Annotated in this window: 8 protein-coding genes; all 8 read right to left on the bottom strand. The window is 59.0% G+C overall.

Features of this window, described 5'->3' with window-relative positions; translation table 11 throughout:
• Window positions 1-192: 192 nt before the first annotated feature.
• On the bottom strand, window positions 193-1,956 hold the full coding sequence (locus tag VFU66_RS08015; RefSeq protein WP_326445717.1) for a CRTAC1 family protein: 1,764 nt from the start codon (window positions 1,954-1,956) through the stop codon (window positions 193-195).
• A complete protein-coding gene (locus tag VFU66_RS08010) occupies window positions 1,957-3,135 on the bottom strand; it encodes a tetratricopeptide repeat protein (RefSeq protein WP_326445716.1) in 1,179 nt (392 codons plus the stop codon). It abuts the gene before it with no gap.
• 84 nt (window positions 3,136-3,219) lie between these two features.
• Complete coding sequence (locus VFU66_RS08005; protein ID WP_326445715.1) at window positions 3,220-6,636, bottom strand: outer membrane beta-barrel protein; 3,417 nt, start codon at window positions 6,634-6,636, stop codon at window positions 3,220-3,222.
• Window positions 6,637-7,094: 458 nt separating this feature from the next.
• Window positions 7,095-8,171, bottom strand: coding sequence for a VWA domain-containing protein (locus tag VFU66_RS08000; protein WP_326445714.1), 1,077 nt, complete (start codon window positions 8,169-8,171; stop codon window positions 7,095-7,097).
• Window positions 8,172-8,178: 7 nt separating this feature from the next.
• Complete coding sequence (locus VFU66_RS07995) at window positions 8,179-11,334, bottom strand: hypothetical protein (protein WP_326445713.1); 3,156 nt, start codon at window positions 11,332-11,334, stop codon at window positions 8,179-8,181.
• Between the two features lie 396 nt (window positions 11,335-11,730).
• Entirely contained in the window at window positions 11,731-14,820 is a 3,090-nt protein-coding gene (locus tag VFU66_RS07990) for an efflux RND transporter permease subunit (RefSeq protein ID WP_326445712.1), read from the bottom strand.
• Window positions 14,821-14,834: 14 nt separating this feature from the next.
• Window positions 14,835-16,013 carry an efflux RND transporter periplasmic adaptor subunit gene (locus VFU66_RS07985; RefSeq protein ID WP_326445711.1) on the bottom strand — a complete coding sequence of 393 codons (1,179 nt, stop codon included), beginning with the start codon at window positions 16,011-16,013 and terminating at the stop codon, window positions 14,835-14,837.
• A complete protein-coding gene (locus VFU66_RS07980; protein WP_326445710.1) occupies window positions 16,010-17,326 on the bottom strand; it encodes a TolC family protein in 1,317 nt (438 codons plus the stop codon). Before VFU66_RS07980 ends, VFU66_RS07985 begins: the two co-directional genes overlap by 4 nt.
• Window positions 17,327-17,893 lie beyond the last annotated feature (567 nt).

Genomic DNA, 17,893 nt, shown 5'->3' with positions numbered 1-17,893 from the left:
ACCTGGCGGTCGAGTTTCCCTCACCCCGCTACAATAGAAGTAGAGAGTCCTCCACCACACACCCAAAGGCCGGAAAAATCCAACCCATAACCCATTTATTTAAAACACTTTACCCATAACCCCTTTGTTCAAAGTATTTTAGCCGTAACCCCTTTGTTTGAAGGATTTTAGCAATTAAGATATGGGGGGTACCTACCGCAACGCGCGTCCCGCAATCGCCTCCGCCATCAGCTTCCCACCCTCCGTCAGGTGATAGAACCGGTCCGCAGCCATGTTCTCAAAGCTCTGCGAGGTCCCGTCCGGCCACAGTACCTCAACCTTATCGATGCTCGTCACGTCACCCAATCCAAAGTGCAGCCGCAGATCGCTCTGCGAGAGATAGCTACCCCCGCTCCGCACCTCGCCAAGCTGAGTCAGCTTCCCCGTCGTCACCCGGACGCGAGCGTTCAACGCCAGCCGGTTCTTCGACCCGCCCTCAAGCTGAAAGCCGACCCAGTGGTTCCGAGGATCGCTCTTCGCCTCCAGAATCATCGGCCCGCCGGTCAGGTTTTCGACCACTACATCGAGCCGCCCCGTGTTGAACAGGTCGCCCACCGCCAGTCCCCGGCTCACCTGAGGCACCCGCACCGCCGCCCCGCTCTCCGCGCTCACATTGCGGAACGTTCCATCACGATTGTTCTGAAACACCAGCTTCGGCTCCCGGTACGAGATACCCAGCTTCGCATTGTCCATCTGCGGATAGACGTGCCCATTCACCAGTATCAGATCCAGCCACCCCGAGTTGTCCAGATCCAAAAACGCATCGCCCCACCCCACGTAAGGCGAGCTGGGCAGCGCAATGCCCGCCACCCGCGACACATCAGTGAAGTTCATGTTCCCGTCGTTGCGATAGAGCGCAGCGTACTCATCGCTGAAGTGAGTCACAGCGATGCTCATGCGACCCACATTCATATAATCGCCGACAGCCAACCCCATGTTTGCCTGCTCGACCCCATCCTCGCTCATCGCAACGCCAGCGTCGAGCGCCATCTCCTTGAACTTGCCGCCGCCAAGATTGTGATACAGATAGTTCGGCTCGCCATCATTAGCGACAAAGAGGTCAGGCTTGCCGTCATTGTCAAAGTCCGTCCACACCGACCCGAGCCCGAAGTAGTGGTTCGCATCGTCCACACCCGCCTGCTTCGCCGCCTCGGTAAACGTCCCGTCCCCGTTGTTCCGATAGAGCGCGTCCGGCGAGCCCTTCAGCCCGCGCGGCCCGCACTGCACCGCGATGCCGTGGTACTGACACGTCTTCAGCGACCCGAACTTCGGCAGGTCATGCAAGTCCAAATCGACATAGTGCGGAACGAAGATGTCCGGGACGCCGTCGCCGTCGTAGTCGCCGAACGAGACGCCTGTCGCCCAGCCTGTGTCCTTATCGAGACCCGCAGCTTTCGTAACATCGGTAAAGGTTCCGTCTCCGTTGTTGCGATAGAGCACCACGCCGCCGAAGCAACTAATTAACAGATCAGGACGCCCGTCGCCGTCGTAGTCGCCGACCGCCGCACCCATCGCCCAGCAGGGATAGCCGACTCCCGCCTTGTCGGTCACGTCAGTAAACGTGCCGTCACGGTTGTTGTGGTAGAGCGCGCCGCGCGCTTTCTTGCCCTCAAGCGCCATCGCAACACTCGGCGCATTGGTGAAGTAGATGTCCGGCCAGCCGTCGCCGTCGTAGTCAATCAGCGCGACGCCGCCGCTCATCGACTCGACGATGTATTTCGCTTCAGGGCTCGACAGGTGCTCGAAGTGAATGCCGGTCGAGGCAGTGATGTCCACCAACTCCGGCACGTGTCTCGCCGCAGGACGCGCGGGAGAGTGGGCCGCCTGCCCGTAAAACGCCGCTTCGCAGCAGAGCATCATCACAAGGATGCAGCCGGACAGATACTCCCGACTTTTTGCAGGAGAACGCCAGATCATCTACTTGCTCGCACCGTCCTGTGGAGTTTCGATCCGCATATCTTTGTAGACCTCTCCGAGCTTTGTCTTGAGGTCCTTGTACTTCTGATACTCCGCCAGTTCGCGCTTCGAGTCCTCAGGTTGATGCAGCTTGCGGTAGACACCACCGAGCCGGAAGTGAGCCAGGACGTTCGACGGGTCGGCAGCCACCACCTGCTTGAGCAGCGGTAGCGCGGCGGCATCGTCACCCCTCTGCGAGTAGACGTGCGCCAGTCCAATCAGTGCATCCGCGTCGTTCGGCTGGAGAGCCAGCGCGCGCTTGTAATACGCCTCCGCGCCGCCGAGGTCGTTCTTGTCGGCGGTCACGTCACCCAGACGTGCCAGCGCCTTCTCGTCCCGGCTGTTCTGCTCGATCGCCAGCTTGTACTCGGCCTCGGCCTCAGCTTTGATCTTCGGGTCATCGGAGCTGTAGAGCGCCTCGGCCAGCTCGAAGTGAATGCCGGGCAGCTTCGGGTCTGCGGCAATCGCCTTGCGGAAGCTGGCGATTGCGCCTATCAGATCGCGCTCACGCGCCAACTCGTGTGCGATGGCCTGATGCATCTGTCCCGACTCCGGCGCGGCGACCGAGAGGTCAAGCAGCGCCTCGCCCGCAAGGTCTGAGTAGATGCGATACGCCGGATACAGCACACGCGGGTTCGCCGGCGAACTCTGCCGCAGCGTCTCGATGACGCCGGCTGCTTTTACCAGATCGTGCTCGGCGCTATAAATCTCGACCAGCTCGAGCCCTGCCTGCACCTGAATGCCCGGCTCCTTGAGCAACGGCACAGCAGCGGCCAGGTCGGCCTTCGCCAGGTCCGTCTTGCCGAGATTGCGCTCGCACATGCCGAGCAGCGCCTGAATCTTCGTCAGACTGGGCTGGGCCTGAACGGCAGCGCGCAGATGCGGCTCGGCACCGGCATAGTCACCCTCGAAGTAACGCATCACGCCCAGATTTCCCTGTGCGTCGATGTTGCCCGGGTCGAGTGCAACGACAGCGGCAAACTCCTTCGCAGCCAACGCGGGCTTCTTCTCGGTCAAGAGCTCGTGCGCCCGCCGCTCATGCGCCTGGACCTGCTGCGCAACAGACGCACCGCTCGTTTGTGCCGCCACCGAGCCGAATCCACCTACGCTCAAGAGCAGCAGAAGAGAAAGCAACTTCATTGGAAGACCATCAGACCCCACAGGGATCGCTTACTTAAAAAGAAATGGGATGGCGGAGTGCATCCGCCATCCCAACGGAGTTTATCAGAACGAGAGCCGAGCGCCGAGCTGCATCGTTCGGCCGCCAATCGTTACACCATTGATGGTCGAGGTGCCGGTCTGAATCGCGCCAGCGGCTACCTGATCCGCAGTACAACCGTTTTGCACCTTGGAGCAGACCGAGACGGATGAACCCGGCAGACCAAAGCTGGGATGGTTGAAGATATTGGTCGCGTCTGCCCGCACCTGCACATGCACCTGCTCCCAGATGGCAAAGCTCTTGCCGAGGGACAGGTTGACATTGGACAGGCCAGGCCCGTTCAGGCTGTTGCGTCCGGAGTTGCCGAAGGTTCCGGCGTTCGGCGCTGCGAATGCCGCTTCATTGAACCATTGGAGTGTTCCGTGGTACTTTCCATGGCTGCTGAGGTGTGCATTGCCGATGACGTTCGGATACCAGTTCCCCGCCTGGGAGTACGAAAGGTTCGGGCCTCCCATCAGCACGGTAAACGGCTGACCGCTCTGAACGACGAGCGTGCCAGACGCCTGCCAGCCGCCAATGACCTCATCGAGCAGCCAGTTGTTGTTCAGGAACTGACGCCCCTTGCCGAAGGGCAACTGATAGACAACATTCCCCTTGAAGGCATTGCGGACATCGAAGTTCGAGTTGCCATAAGCTTCGGAAAGCTTATAGGCGTTCTGGTAGGCCTGCCCGCCTGCGCGGCTACCCCAGCCCGACGAATCCATCTGGTCGAGGAAATGCGCCCACACATAGTTGAAGTTGAACTCCAGCCCATGGGCCATGCGCTTTTGAATCGAAGCCTGCAAGGAGTTGTAGTTTGAAATTGCGTTATGCGAGGTATAGCCGCTGATTGCATTGAACGCCGGATTGGGCCGATACCCCAGAGCAACGTCGTTCGGACCGAGTTTGTCTTCGGGTATTTGATTAATGTCAGCGTTCCAGGGCAAATCGTGGCCATGGCTAGCCACATAGGCGAGTTCAATCGCCATATTGTTGCTCACCTCGCGCTGAACGCTCAGGTTCCACTGGTATGATCCGCCAACTGGCGTCTTGTATGGGTTGTAGTTAACGTTTTGGCCATTGAACTTGCTGGGGTCAGTAGTCGCTGAGATATAGGGAAGGTTCGACCCTGAAGAGGATAGGAGCACCACAGGCGCGACACCGTTTGTCTGGTCCGTAGCGTTACCCTTCTGGCCAAATGCGCCGCCCATGCCTCCGCCGTAGGTGTCGAGGCTCCAGTTATAGGCATACAGGCCAAAGCCTCCGCGCACAGTCGATTTAGGATCGAACTGCCAGGCAAAACCAAAGCGAGGCAGCAACGTGTTGTATACGGGCTTCTGAAGAGTTGTGCGGCCATTGGCGTGGGTTGACCCGTACCACATCGCACCCAGCGTCCCCGAGACGGGATTCTGGATGGTGGGATCGTAGCTCGCCATGTTACCCTTCACCTCACCCCAACCGGACTGAATCTGGTAGCGCAGGCCAAGGTTCAACGTCAGGTGTGGAGTGATCTTGTAGTCATCCTGAACGAACATCTGCGGCAGACGCATTCTTCCGCCGTACTCAGGTGTCTCCGATGCGCTCCAGTTTTGCGTCTGTCCAAGCAGGAAGTCGGCAAAGGAAAGCCCTGTGCTGCTGTCACCCTGCGTCTCTGCAGTGTAGGCGCCGGTGTAACCCATGGTGCCGGCATTCAGGTTGCCCCAGGCCGTCGAGTTATCGCGGAAGAAAAGGAACTCGCCGCCGAAGTGGAGGATGTTCTTGCCGCGAATCATCGTGACTACGTCCGATGGATCGTAGGCGTGCTCCTTGTAGACGGCGTTGGTCGAGGATGCCAGACCGTAGTAGCCGCTGACATTGACGTTAGGGAAGACGTCGGCCTTGGCGAACTTCCATCCCAGTTTTGCCGGGAAGCCCTTACCCAGCGATGCCGGAACGAAGAAGTTCAACTGGTTTGTGTAACCAAGGCGAAGCTCATTGATGGTGTTCGGGCTGATCGTCCACACGTCTGTGATCTGGGCGTTATGCCGACTGACGTCCTGGTACTGGCAGTTGATTGGGCATATCCCTTGACCGTTTGAATACCCCGGATTGTCGCTCTCTGTCTCCGATGCGGTCAGCCGATTGTTGCCGGTGATGTCGTAGTCCAGACGTCCAAAGTACTTGGTGAATGGCTGAGAGTTCGGCACGTTGAAGAAGAAATTGTTCTTCGAGACGCCGTTGACAACGGAGGAAGGAGTTTGGTTTGCCGCCGGATAATAAGCTTCAATGGCCTTCGCAACGGGGTCAATCCGATTCGTAGGGATCTTATTGCCATTTCCATATTCAGCCGCGAATGATGTCCTGTCGTAGCAGGGGCATGTCTGCGTCTTGGAAGGGTTGCTTGGAAGTGGGCGCGTGCCAGTCGCCTGCGTGAGGACGGTCGTGGTCGGATCGTAAATGGTCGAATATCCCGGTCCGGTAAAATCGCCCACCAATGCGCCCGCATCAGGAACTGTATTTGACCCGGTGGACGCCGCGCCGTGGTTGATGATCTTGTCGTAATTGAAGAAGAAGAACAGCTTTTTCTTGATCACTGGACCGCCGACGGAGAACCCGAAGTTGTTATAGCGGACCTTGGAGAGTGCCTGCTTCCTCGTCTTGCTCTTGAATGCATAGTTCGCCGCGTCAAAGGCGTCGTTCTGGTTATATTCGTAAACCGAGCCGTGGTAACTGTCGGTGCCGCCCTTGCTGATCTGGTTGAACATGATGCCGCCGACTCCATACTGCGCGGAGAAGGCGGATGCGCTGACCTGAAGCTCCTGCACGTCTTCGAGCACCATGACGTCAGCGTTTGCGCTCGACGGCAGCGTAACAGCCGCGCCGTCCGCAAGCACCGTGCTATAGGGAAGGTTGCCGTTCACAGAGGCGACCTGACCGGGGTTCGACGCATTTCCAAATCCGGGAGACCCTGAAGCACCGGGCAAAAGAATCGTAAAGTTCTGCCAGTCCTGACCAATCTGTGGCAGTTGCGACATCGTCTTGGCTTCGAGCGTCGTTGTCTGGTCGCCGCCCTCAGTCTTCAGCAGCGGAACGTCCGTGCTGACCACGACCTCCTGCGTCACCGCGCCAACCTGGAGTTGCGCGTTGACCGTCGTGTTGCCGACCTGAATCGAGATCGACGACCGCACAAACGTCTGGAACCCCTGCTTGGTGAACGTCAGCGAGTAGGTGCCCGCGACGACAGAGGACGTGTCGTAGAGGCCGTCCTGGTTGGTCGTGTATCCCTTCGACACGCCTGTGTTTTTGTTGAGGACCGTGACCGTGACGCCGGGAATTGCTGCGCCGCTGGAGTCTGTCACGATGCCTCGAATGTCGCCGGAGTTGGTGCTCTGTGCAAACCCGACCCCAACAAAACCTGCCCACAGCAGGACTGCGAGCATCATTGCCGACCATTTCAATTTCATAACTTGCCTCCAAAAAGATGTTGCAGTTAACGCTGTCTTTCGCGCCCGGCCCGCCTGATGGGCCACTTCGTATCAAGACAAACGTTTGTCTTTACAGCGTACACGAGCGCGTCTGCCATTAGGCATCATGCGCTCACTCCTCGTCAAGTACTAAATCCCGACCTCCAGCACTTCCGACTCCTGTTCGGAGTCCGGAACCATCAGGCTACGAGCCATCGAAGCAGTTCGTTTGTCCGGGGCTCGTAAATCCTGCATCCCGGCGGGCCAGCCAGGCCGGAGTCTGACCAAGACAAACGTTTGTCTTAGCTGGCTAAACGGGTGCGTTTGTAATTAAGCATCACGGGTGTATCGTTCGTCAAGATTAAAATCTTTCCAATCGTTCCAGCAGGTGGCCGCGATGGTTACAGTACAACGACAACCCTTCGCCTTATCTACCACTTACCCCTCAAGCCATCTTTTCACTTCGATGCCGACTCCGGGCCGGGTGCGGGGGTACTCATCGACGGAGCCTGACTCTGCTTGAGCAGGCGGTAGCCGTCTCGTGTACGGATGCGGTATTTCTGGAGGTCCTTGCCGACCAGCCTCACCTTGATGGACCGCCAGCCACGGTTGGGATTCGGCTGCGGATAATAGCTGAGCGAGTAAAGATGCGCGAGGTCGTCTCGGATGGACATGAACGCCTGCTTCTCGTCTTTCCAGTCTTTGGAGAAGTACGCCTTGCCTCCGGTGGCTTTGCTCATGCGCTCGAAGACAGCGGTCGAGACGGGCTCTTCCTCCGCCTTGCGTGTGCTGATCATATAGATGATTGTTCCGGTGGACTGGGCCAGCTCCGCCACGTCCTCGGGCGGGACCAGGCTGGCGTTGTCGGGGCCGTTCGAGAAAACGACGATTGCCTTGCGGCCTGTCAGGTTCGCTGCATCCTTGACCGTCAGCAGCAGCGAGTTGTAGAGCGCGGCATCGTCTCCAGCGACTGTGCTGCGGACACTGCGCAGAATCTGGTTGCGGTCCGGCGTGAGCATGGCCACTCGCGAGAGGTTGCGGCTATACGAATAGAGCGCCACTTTGTTGACGCCGACCAGCGAACGCACAAAGTCCGCAATAGCGTCCTGAGCGAAGACAAATCCGCGATACATATAGTTGCTGGTGTCGAAGAGGATGAAGACATTCGCTCCTCCGCCGAACACCGTTGGCCCCACCGCCGATACTTGCCCGGGCACACTGTCGGTCTTCGGAGAAGCGGGCTCGGCCTCAGCTTCCTGCGAGTTTGTTGAGCCGACGTTGATTAGTCTGCGCGTCGGTTCATTGCCTTCCTCAAAGGTCGCGGTCTTCTCAGGAATGTTGTCTTCGTAGATTGCGAAGTCTTCCGGCCGCAGTCCGCTGATGTAGTTCCCTTTGCGGTCGGTCACGGCAACGTTCAACTGCACCAGCACGACATTCACGTGGATGCTGTTGGTCTCATCCTGGGCGACGGTTCCGGCACCTCCAAAGAAGGCGACCGCGAACAGGCCGAGGAACAGAACATATTGCTTTGCCATCACTCTTCTATTGCGCGGTCGCATCTTTGGTCGTCTCCTCTAACGAAGCGTTACGTTGTCCAGCGGTGGGACCCAGCTTGATCTTGCCTGCACGCAGCTCGGCGCCTGTCTCGTGCATCGCGCGCAATAGTGCGGGCCAGTCGTCGAGGTTCGTGGCGAAGATGTTCGCGGTCATATTCAACGTCAGCAAGGGGACAAGGCGATTGAGCATTACGGGCTGGTAGCCCATTTCATCGGCTAGACGTGCCCAGTAGAGATTGCTCGATTCCCATGACTCGCCAAAGAGACGGCTCGAATAGCCGGCAAAGAAGGGAAGCTGCTTCAGGTGTAACAGCTCCAGCGAGTCGGTCTGAGCGAGCGTTGGATGAGGCACGCCAAAGTCCTCAGCGATGCGGTCGCGGCTGGTTTCCGCCGGGTCCTGGTGGCAGAGCGCATCCAGTTGCTGGCCTGCAGGCCCGTAGGAGGCGGCCTCCGACGGGTACTTTTCGCGGAACTCCGCAGTCAGAAAGAATGTGTCGGACGGCATCAGTTTCGGAAGCATCGCGTTCATGCTGTCCGAGGTTCTGAGCGCCTCCATGGTCTCCTCGATCCTCTGCGGGGACATGCGATCGGAGAGGATGCCAAGCACCTTGCTCCTCAGTGCGTCGTCCTTTACGGAAGCCGTCAGCAACTCCTCGCCTGCGCGCTGATAAAGCGCGACCGCGTGCAGTTCGTTGTGCGACACGTTCCACCATCGCGGTAGAGTCGCATTGACCAGAAGCTGCGGCACCAGTTCTTCCCAGATGAGTGCCTGCACGTTTGCCGGAGAGATGAATTCCTGCTCCGCGGTCGCCAGTGAATAAGGCAGATCGGCGAGCGATCCCATCAGATACGCTCCGCCGCCAGCGGGTGTCCCCACGCCCAGCAGCATGGGCGACCGCCATGGGTCCTCAGCACCGACCACCGAGATTCCGGTGAAGTCGTGCGAGCGCACAAAGAGCGGATTGTCATGCAGCATCTGTGCGCCGGGCGGCTCGTAGTACGCATAGTTCAGCCCAACCAGCGTGTCCCTGAGGAAGGGAGCAAGCTGCCCACGCGCCGTCTCCAGTTGCGCGCGCGTGCCCGGGGCTTTGATGACTTTACTTAGGTCTGTCTGCACCTGAAGTTCGGCATGGTGGCTGCGGTAGATGCCCGGCGCCCAGGTAATCTTCTCGTTTTCCGTAAAGATAGGCTGTGGCAACTCGAACTCTCTGAGTTCGCCGGCAAGTCCCAGCAACGAGCTGTCGCGCGCGCCACCGTTGGCCATCTTGTTCAGGCCGTCGCCGAGCGCAAACAACGTATTGAGCGAGACCAGCCGCTGATCGTCCATGACGGAGCGTATCCGACTTGCGATTTGTTCCTGCACCCACTGCCCGTCGGCGCTTGTCTGGTGCGGCCCGGCCAACAGATCCACAATCTCCTCCTGTGGATTGCTCCCGCTGCCGCCGGCTGCTTTCAACATTTCGCTAAGCGAGCTGCGTGCGGCGTCGAAGAGTTGGATGGACGTCGTGACTTTGTTGAAGGGGTCAATCACCTTCTGCCACGAATCGTTCCGGGCACTCGCAGGAATCTCACCCTGTCGCGCAAGAATTTGCCACAAGCCGATGTTGGCCTGAAACGATCCCATCACGTTTGCCCGCAAGTTCTGGTTCGAGATCTTGTCGATCGACTCCGCGATATTCACGAAGCGCAGGATCGACTGGTCAGCCAACTCGGGGAAATCGCTGAAGACCAGGTACCAGTTGCCATACTCCGCATATTTTTTCGCCAGCTCAGCTACCGTCCCCGGGGCCAGCCGATCGCTTACCGGACGCCTGCGATCGATCTCACTGATCATCAGATAGATTTGCAGTGGCCCCTGGTCGGTGGAGACGCGCGACATCGCCGTCAGCCCTTCCAGTAGTTGCTCCGGACGGGTCCATCCCTGCGCCTTTTTGCCCCAGTTCCGCACCACCTTCGAGTCTGACTTCTGAGCGAAGACCTGCTGCCACACGTCCAGATTGCCCGGAATTCTGGGCTCACCGTTCTGATCCCATTCGAGCCGTGTGTAGAGCACCAACAGGTCAGCGGCCTTGCGGAATGCACCACGCGAGGCATCTGTGTCGAGGTCGGGGTCTCGAAACGCCTCATAGAGATGGCGCAGCCGCGCCCCTTCGGTCAACCTTGCCTGCTGCTGTTGGTCAACACGCGACAGCACATCGAAGTAGGCCGCCAGCCAGCCACGATCTTTGGCCAGTAGACGCGGCACGAATTCGCCCGGCGCCGACGGACTTACTCCCACCAACTCCTTCCAACCCGCCACGGCAGACGGTCCGCCAGGCACCGCCACGCGCCCTTCGTGGATGCTGATCTGGCTTCCATAGAAGTCCAGGGTATCGGCAAATGGCAGCAGCCTTCGCAGGCCGGTTGAGCGCGCCATCGCAGTCCGCGTCTCATCGTCGCTCTTCGAGAGCGCCCAGTACAGGCGCGCAATGTCGGGGTTGTAGAGCAGCACATCCACCAGGTTGCCCTTGCCGAATCCACGGTCCTTGGATGAAGCCAGCACAATCCAATCCCGCTCCTTCAGCAGAATCGGCACTTGGGTTGGCGTGTACTTGAGGACGAAGGGCTTGCCCGTTTGAAGCGCCTCTTCTAACTGCTCCAGCGGAAAGCCGGAATCAATGGTCAGAAAGGCTCGGTCCGGATTCGCAGTCTCCAGCGAGAAGCTGGTGGTTCCGCAGCCCGGCCGCAGCCGATATCCGAGAATCTGAATCAGAGTGCCTGCGTCATCGCAATTTGTGACTTCGATGGTGTTGTGCGATCCGGCCAGTATCTGAAGTTCGGTCGCCTGGTCCAGGTAGCGGTCGAGCAGGCGCAGGAACTCCGTCGGCTGATGCCCGTCTTCATAGCCATGTGAAAAGACGTTGCGGGCAAGCAGCGGCATGACGTCGTGCGCCGAGATTTTCTGGCTGATTCCAGCCATGCGCAGAAACGACCGCAGCGGGCCAGGAATGTTCACCGTGTCGGCGGCCACCGGCTTAGGTAGCGTGGCGGACTGGGCGTAGGACGCTGTCTCGGGCCCGGTGCCCCAGCAGGCCGATGGCCCCACACACAGGCAAAGGAAGAGTGCTGCAATTACAGGCCGCAGCCAAAGAGGAGACTTCATCGCACCGTACCTCTTAGAGCCGTCGTACCTGCGGTGGGCATCCACATCTTCGGACACCCTAACCCCACGTTCAAAGTGGAGAAAAAAGTCTGGAAAACCGCAAGTTCAGCACTGTCTTGGCTTACGCCGCCACAACGCCTCTACCGACCGGCTCCTGCTTTCGTCGGACAAGATTTGGTGTCCAGCCTCGTACCCAAGCGCCACAGAACGACAATCAAAATCAAAAACTGTGTCTTAACGAACTTGATTCAGTGGCGAATACTTTACGCCCGGCGCGCCCCGGTTGGCTAGTCGGGAAGTCACGAAATTGTCAAAATTGCGGAGCCGCGGTCTTTACGCCGCCCTTGACGGTCCAGGATTGCTCCCGGACCGTCCCGCACAGAACAGCGAAACGGCTCAAATCTGGAGAACGTCGCCATCCTTCGCCACCATCTCGTAGAGAACCGGGTTGACGAAGAATCCGAGGAAGAGCCGCGAGACCAAGCCGGCAACAATGACAATCGCAAACGGCTTCTGGGTATCCGATCCGATGCCCGTCGAAAGCGCCGCCGGCAACAGGCCCAGACAGGCGACCAGGGCTGTCATCATAATGGGCCGCAGCCGCAGCAGCGAAGCCTCGCGCGTGGCCGTGCGAATGTCCTTGTCTTCCAGCCGGAGTTTGTTGATATAGGAGACAAGGATGACCGCCGTCTCGACCGAAACGCCCATCAGGGCCAGCAGACCCAGCGCCGATGACACGCTGAACGGTGTATGGGTCAGTTTCAGAGCAATCAGTGCGCCCACCGGCTCCGTCAGAATGACGCCGAGCGCAATCGTGACTGGAAATTTGATGTTGCCGTAAAGCGCAAACAGAATCATAAAGATGAGCAGCACGGCCAAGGGCCCGATGAACTCCATCTGGTGCTTGGCCTCGAGAAACTCGCCGTACTCTCCACCCCATGCGATGCGGTAGCCGGGCGGCAGTGACTTCGTAATGTCGGCGATCGCCTTCTGTCCGGCCTCGACGCCGCGTTCAAGGTCGCGCCCCTCGATGCTGTACTGCACGCCGATATAGCGTGAGTTGTTTTCGCGGTAGATGAATGACGCGCCTGCGCCTTCGTGAATGTTCGCGAGATCGCTCAGTGGGATCTGCTGGCCAGCGGGCGTGCCTACCAACAGGTTGCCGATCTGTTGAGCGTTCTCGCGAAACTCCGGCTTCATGCGTACGACCAGGTCGAACAGCTTCTCTCCCTGAATGACCTGCGTAGCCGCCTGGCCGCCGACCGCTGCCTGCACCACCGCCTCCACGTCGGCCACGTTGATGCCGTAGCGAGCAATTTTGTCGCGGTCCACATCAATCTGCAAACTGGGCTGACCCAGCTCGCGGACGACCGTCAGCTCGGTAAATCCGGGCACCTGTGCCAGTCGCCGCTTAATCTCAAGCGCCTTGGCCTGAAGCACGTTCAGGTCGGGGCCATAGATCTTCACCGCCAGGGCGCTCTTCAATCCGGTCAACGCCTCGTCCACCGCGTCTTCAGCAGGTTGCGTGTAGTTGAAGATGACACCGGGAAACGCCTTGAGTTGCTTCTGAATATCGTCAGTCAGTTCCTGCTTATTGTGGATCGAACCCTGCTTCCATGAAGGATCGTTGTAGGGCTTCAAGCCAACATAAAACTCGTCATTGAAGAAGCCGGTTGCGTCGGTGCCATCGTCGGGTCTGCCCAGCTCCGAGCCAACGTCTGTCACCATCGGATACTTCATCAGGATGTGCCGCACCTTGGGCGAGAACCTGCTCGCCTCATCGAACGAGACTGTATACGGCATCGTCGCGCGCACCCAAAGCGCGCCTTCGTCGAGGTGCGGCATAAACTCGCCGCCGATAAAGGGCACCAACAACAGGGTCGCTGCGAAGATCGCGCAGGCCACAATCATCGTTGTCTTCGGATGGTCGAGGCACCAGTCCAACTGGATTGCATACTTATCGCGCAGCCACTCGAATGGCTTGTTCGCACGCTCATGCACTCCGCGCCTGAACCAGTAGGAGCACATGACCGGCACAAAGGTCAGCGTCAGGATCAGCGCACCGATCAGCGCAATCGAGACAGTATCGGCCATTGGACGGAACAGCCGCCCCGAGGGTCCGGTGAGGGCGTAGATCGGCAAATAGCCTGCGATAATCACCGCGACTGAGTAGAAGACCGGACGGTCCACGTCGCGCGCTGCTTCCAGAATCACATCATCGAGGTTGTATTGCTGGCCCTCGCGCTCGCCCAGCACACGGAAGATGTTCTCCACCATCACCAGCGTGCCGTCGATCAGGATTCCGAAATCGATGGCGCCGATGGAAAGCAAGTTTGCCGCGACACCCCGCGCGTGCAAAAAGATGAACGAGAACAATAGTGCCAGTGGAATGGTAAGCGCGACGATGACCGCCGCACGCACACTGACCAGAAATGCCATCAGCACGACGAGCACGAGCGCCATGCCAAGCAGCATGTTGTGCTCTACCGTGTCGATGGTCAACTGCACCAGGTCGCTGCGGTCATAGAAAGGCCGCACCTTCACATCGGGCGGGAGGATTTGTTCATTCAGCTCTTTGGTCTTCGCCTCGACGCCCTTCAGCACATTCTGCGTCTGCTCGCCGCGCCGCATCATGATGACGCCTTCAACCGCATCGTCCCGCTTGTCGAAGCCGAACTCACCCAACCGCGGCGCGTGACCGATGACTACTTCGCCAATGTCTTTGATGCGTACCGGCACTCCATTTTGCGAGCCCGCAATAATGTTGCCGATGTCCGACGTATCACGGACCAGACCAAGTCCGCGCACGTAGTACATCTGTCCGCCCTGCTGGTAGAAGCCTCCACCTGCATTCGAGTTGTTGGCCGAGAGCTGTTGCAGCACGGTTGGCACCGTCATGTGGTAGGCATAGAGCTTCGCCGGGTCCAGCAGCACCTGATACTGCATCACGGTGCCGCCGAAGCCGGAGTCGTCCGCCACACCGGGCACCTGCTTGTACTCGCGCTCAATCACCCAGTCTTCAAAGGTTTTCAACTCCTGCGGCGTGCGGTCCGGGCTGTCGATGACGTAGCGATAAACCAGCCCCGACGGACTTGCCAGCGGCGAAAGCGTCGGCGTCACTCCCGCCGGATAGGTTACGCCGCTCAGGCGCTGAAACACCTGCTCGCGTGCGAAGTAGTCGTCGGTGCCTTCATCGAACGTCATAATGACATCCGAAAGCCCGTACAGCGAGATCGAACGCATCACCGAAAGTTTCGGAACGCCGTTCATCTCAACTTCGGTCGGCACCGTGACCAGCCGCTCTACTTCTTCGGCTGCATGGCCGGGCCATTGTGTGATGACCTCGACCATTGGTGGAGCGAGGTCCGGATAGGCATCGACCGGCATGTGATGGAACGAGATCGTTCCGCCGACGATGATGAAGACGACCATCAGCAGGACCAACAACCGCTGCCGCAGCGCAAACTGGACGATGTGATGAATCATATGCGGCCGTCTCCTTAGTGTTGCAGCGCGTTGGCAAACTGAAGGAAGAGGCTTCCGTCACCTATAACGCGCTCTCCGGCTGAAATGCCCTTCAGAATCTGCGTCTGACCGTTCTGTCTCTGTCCCATCTCCACGTCGCGGCGGCCAAACTGGTTCTGGCCCACGGCGACGTAGACGAAGGGCTGGTTGTCGTCATCGCGCAAAATCGACGAGTCCGGCACGGCAATCGCATTTGCGATTGCCCCTGCCGTCACTATGACCGTGCAGTACATGTCCTTCTTCAGCTTTTCGCCTGGATTGTCCACCACGATGCGTGCCTGTAGCGTTCGCGTGTTTGGGTCGAGCGACGGCGATACATAGGAGATGCGCCCATGGAAGCTCTCCGGATAAGCGTCCGTCTGCACGGTCACGTTATCGCCGCTGCGTACATGGGAAAGGTCCGATTGGTACACGTTCGCCAGCACCCAGACGGTGCTGAGGTCCGAGATAGTGAACGCCTGCGTTTGACCTGCTTGCACTACCTGCCCCGGTGCAACCAGCCGCTCGACCACCTCGCCGCCAATCGGCGCCAGCACAGGAATCAGTGCTGAAGACGGAGACTTCGCCAGACTCGCCGGGTCTTTGATCCCCAGAATTTTCATCCCCTGCTCGGAGGCATTCAGGTCGGCCCGCGCCTGATTGCGATCCGACTCGGCTTGCTCCAGGTCCCGCTCGGCAATCGCGTGGTGCTGATACAGGTCCTGGGCGCGCACGTAGTTTTTGTTCGCCAGCCGAAACGAGTCCGATGCCTTCAGATATGCATTGAGCAGTTGCGAGTAGTCCGGGCTACTCACGTCAAGCATCGCCTGCCCGGCGCGCACGTGCTGTCCCGGCATCACCAGCACCCGGCTCACCGGGCCACCCACCTGTGTAATCACTGGAGTTGTCCGGAAGGCGTTGTACGCAACCGTGCCCGTTAATCGCAGCGTTCGCGTCAGCGTTGTCGGCTCGACCGTAATCACCTGTACATGCGACATCTGATCTTCGGGAATGGTGAAGAGCTCGGGCGTCGCGGAGCCGGCCGCTCGGGCTGAAAACGACGTCATCTGGCTTGCATGTTCGCGGTCGCCGCGACTGCACGCCGTCAAAGCCAGCACCAAAGCAAGGACCGCAGCACTCTGAAGATTTGTCCGTGTCATCCAACGTCGGGTCATGGAATATTCCTCGTTCCTACAGCTTCGCGAAGCTGTTCGAGCGCAAGCAGATAAGAGGCCAATGCCTGGCGATAGCCAAGCTCGGTCGTCCGGTACGTCCGCTCTGCGTCAAGAAAATCAAGCAGGCTCGCTGCGCCGTGCTTGTATGCGTATTCGCTGATGTCGCGCGACTGCTGGGCCTGATCCAGGTAGCCTGACCGATACAGTCCGACAATCTGATCATTGCTGTGCACGCTTTCAAAAGCGTCGCGTACGTCCGTCATCACCTGCCCGCTGGCAAACTGCATCTGTTGCTGGGCCTGCGTAATGGCGAACCCCGCGCGAGCAATCTCGCCCTGATTGCGGTCGAAGATGGGCAACTGGATCGATCCGAACAGCGACAGGTTGTTAATCCCGGTCAGGTGCGTGTAGTTCACCTGCCCGGTCACATCGCGTTTGCCTATCGCCTTCTGTAGTTGATACTGGCTGTTCGCGGCGTTGACACCGAGGCGCGCAGCCTGTAAGTCCGGTCTCGCCGTCAACGCCTTCGCCTGAAAATCCTCGACCGTACCCCTGACCGGCTCATACGCGAACTCCCCAGCAATGTCGTAGTCCGGCGGTACCGACTCATACCCCAGCAGTTGCCGCAGGTCTGAGAGTCCCTGCACGCGCGACAGCTTCGCCGCCGACACGTCCGTCTGAAACTGAAGCAGTTGCAGCTTAATCTTCAGCAGGTCGCCTTCGCCGATGTCACCGGCCTTGTAGCGCGCCTCGCTGATGCCAACCGTGTCCTGGAAACTCTTGAGATCCTGCTCGGCCAATGCCAGCGTCGATTCGGCAAGCTCTACATTGATGAACCCGGACGCGACGCTGAACGTAAGTGTGCGCTCGTTATCTGCAACCTGCGCTCGCGACTCCGCCGTCACGTCTTTGGCCGCCGCGAGCCGGTGCTGCCGCTTCTTGCCGCGCTCGAACAGATAGCTCAGACCCAGGTCGAACTGTGCGGTGTTATCCAGATAATCGGAGTTGAACTGGCTCGGGTTGAAGATGGGCAGAAACTGCGAGTCGGCCGACAGCACGGGGTTCGGACGCAGATTGGCCGTTGTCTCCTCGGCCTGATTCTGCTCAATTATCGTGCGAGCAGCTTCGAGGCTGTGGTTGTGTGCCAAGGCCAGCTTGATGGCGTCATCGAGCGTAATCTTGACGGCATTTTGTACCGAATCGGCCGGCAACGGGGTCGACGGATTCTGCGCAGAGAGAGCCTGCGCGCTGAAAGCAAGACAGGATGCTGTTGCGACCAGCACGGTCGCAACCCGCAAATGGAGTACGCGCATAACAGTCAGCCTTTTAAAAGCAGTACAAATACACTTCATTGCCGCGCCTGATCGGCGCGGAAGATATGCGTCTGTTATGCGTGTAAAGGAGGGCCGCGCGCAGGGATGTCGGGTGGTGCGGAGGCCGGGGGCAGATGGATCGGTTGTATCTCCAGTTCTGTCCCGGAGGGAACCAGGGCTGAGACCTGGATGCCTGCCACAGATGGCTCAATCGCCTGGTGGCTCAGGTGACAGATCGGGCAGTTATCCGACGTCACCCCCACATGCTGATGCCATACCATTCCGACAGTTGTGCCCAGCAATAGCGCAAAGATCGCTATCGGCAGGACTAACCGCCAGATCCGTTTTTGGTCAGACATATCTCGGGCGCATCCGTAAGCCCCTGAAGCCGTATTGCCAGTGTAGCCCAGAACCCTCGTTCAGTCTCTGGCGCTTCTGGATGACGGCAATACCCCATTGGCTCAGTAGCCTAAGCAGGTAATAGACGGATGCACCCTTAATAAAGCCGCATCGAAAATTAATTTTGTTGACTATTTGGGCCCGCCCACTGTACTGTTCGTTCGTTCT

The sequence above is a fragment of the Edaphobacter sp. genome (assembly GCF_035763405.1).
GTDB lineage: Bacteria > Acidobacteriota > Terriglobia > Terriglobales > Acidobacteriaceae > Edaphobacter.
Note: the sequence above shows the minus strand (reverse complement) of the source record. Positions and strands in the feature narration are given on the sequence as shown.

Bases quoted from the DNA above. Each gene is read 5' to 3' on its own strand.
- VFU66_RS08015 (WP_326445717.1), bottom strand. From the start codon at position 1,956: ATGATCTGGCGTTCTCCTGCAAAAAGTCGGGAGTATCTGTCCGGCTGC.
- VFU66_RS08010 (WP_326445716.1), bottom strand. From the start codon at position 3,135: ATGAAGTTGCTTTCTCTTCTGCTGCTCTTGAGCGTAGGTGGATTCGGC.
- VFU66_RS08005 (WP_326445715.1), bottom strand. From the start codon at position 6,636: ATGAAATTGAAATGGTCGGCAATGATGCTCGCAGTCCTGCTGTGGGCA.
- VFU66_RS08000 (WP_326445714.1), bottom strand. From the start codon at position 8,171: ATGGCAAAGCAATATGTTCTGTTCCTCGGCCTGTTCGCGGTCGCCTTC.
- VFU66_RS07995 (WP_326445713.1), bottom strand. From the start codon at position 11,334: ATGAAGTCTCCTCTTTGGCTGCGGCCTGTAATTGCAGCACTCTTCCTT.
- VFU66_RS07990 (WP_326445712.1), bottom strand. From the start codon at position 14,820: ATGATTCATCACATCGTCCAGTTTGCGCTGCGGCAGCGGTTGTTGGTC.
- VFU66_RS07985 (WP_326445711.1), bottom strand. From the start codon at position 16,013: ATGACCCGACGTTGGATGACACGGACAAATCTTCAGAGTGCTGCGGTC.
- VFU66_RS07980 (WP_326445710.1), bottom strand. From the start codon at position 17,326: ATGCGCGTACTCCATTTGCGGGTTGCGACCGTGCTGGTCGCAACAGCA.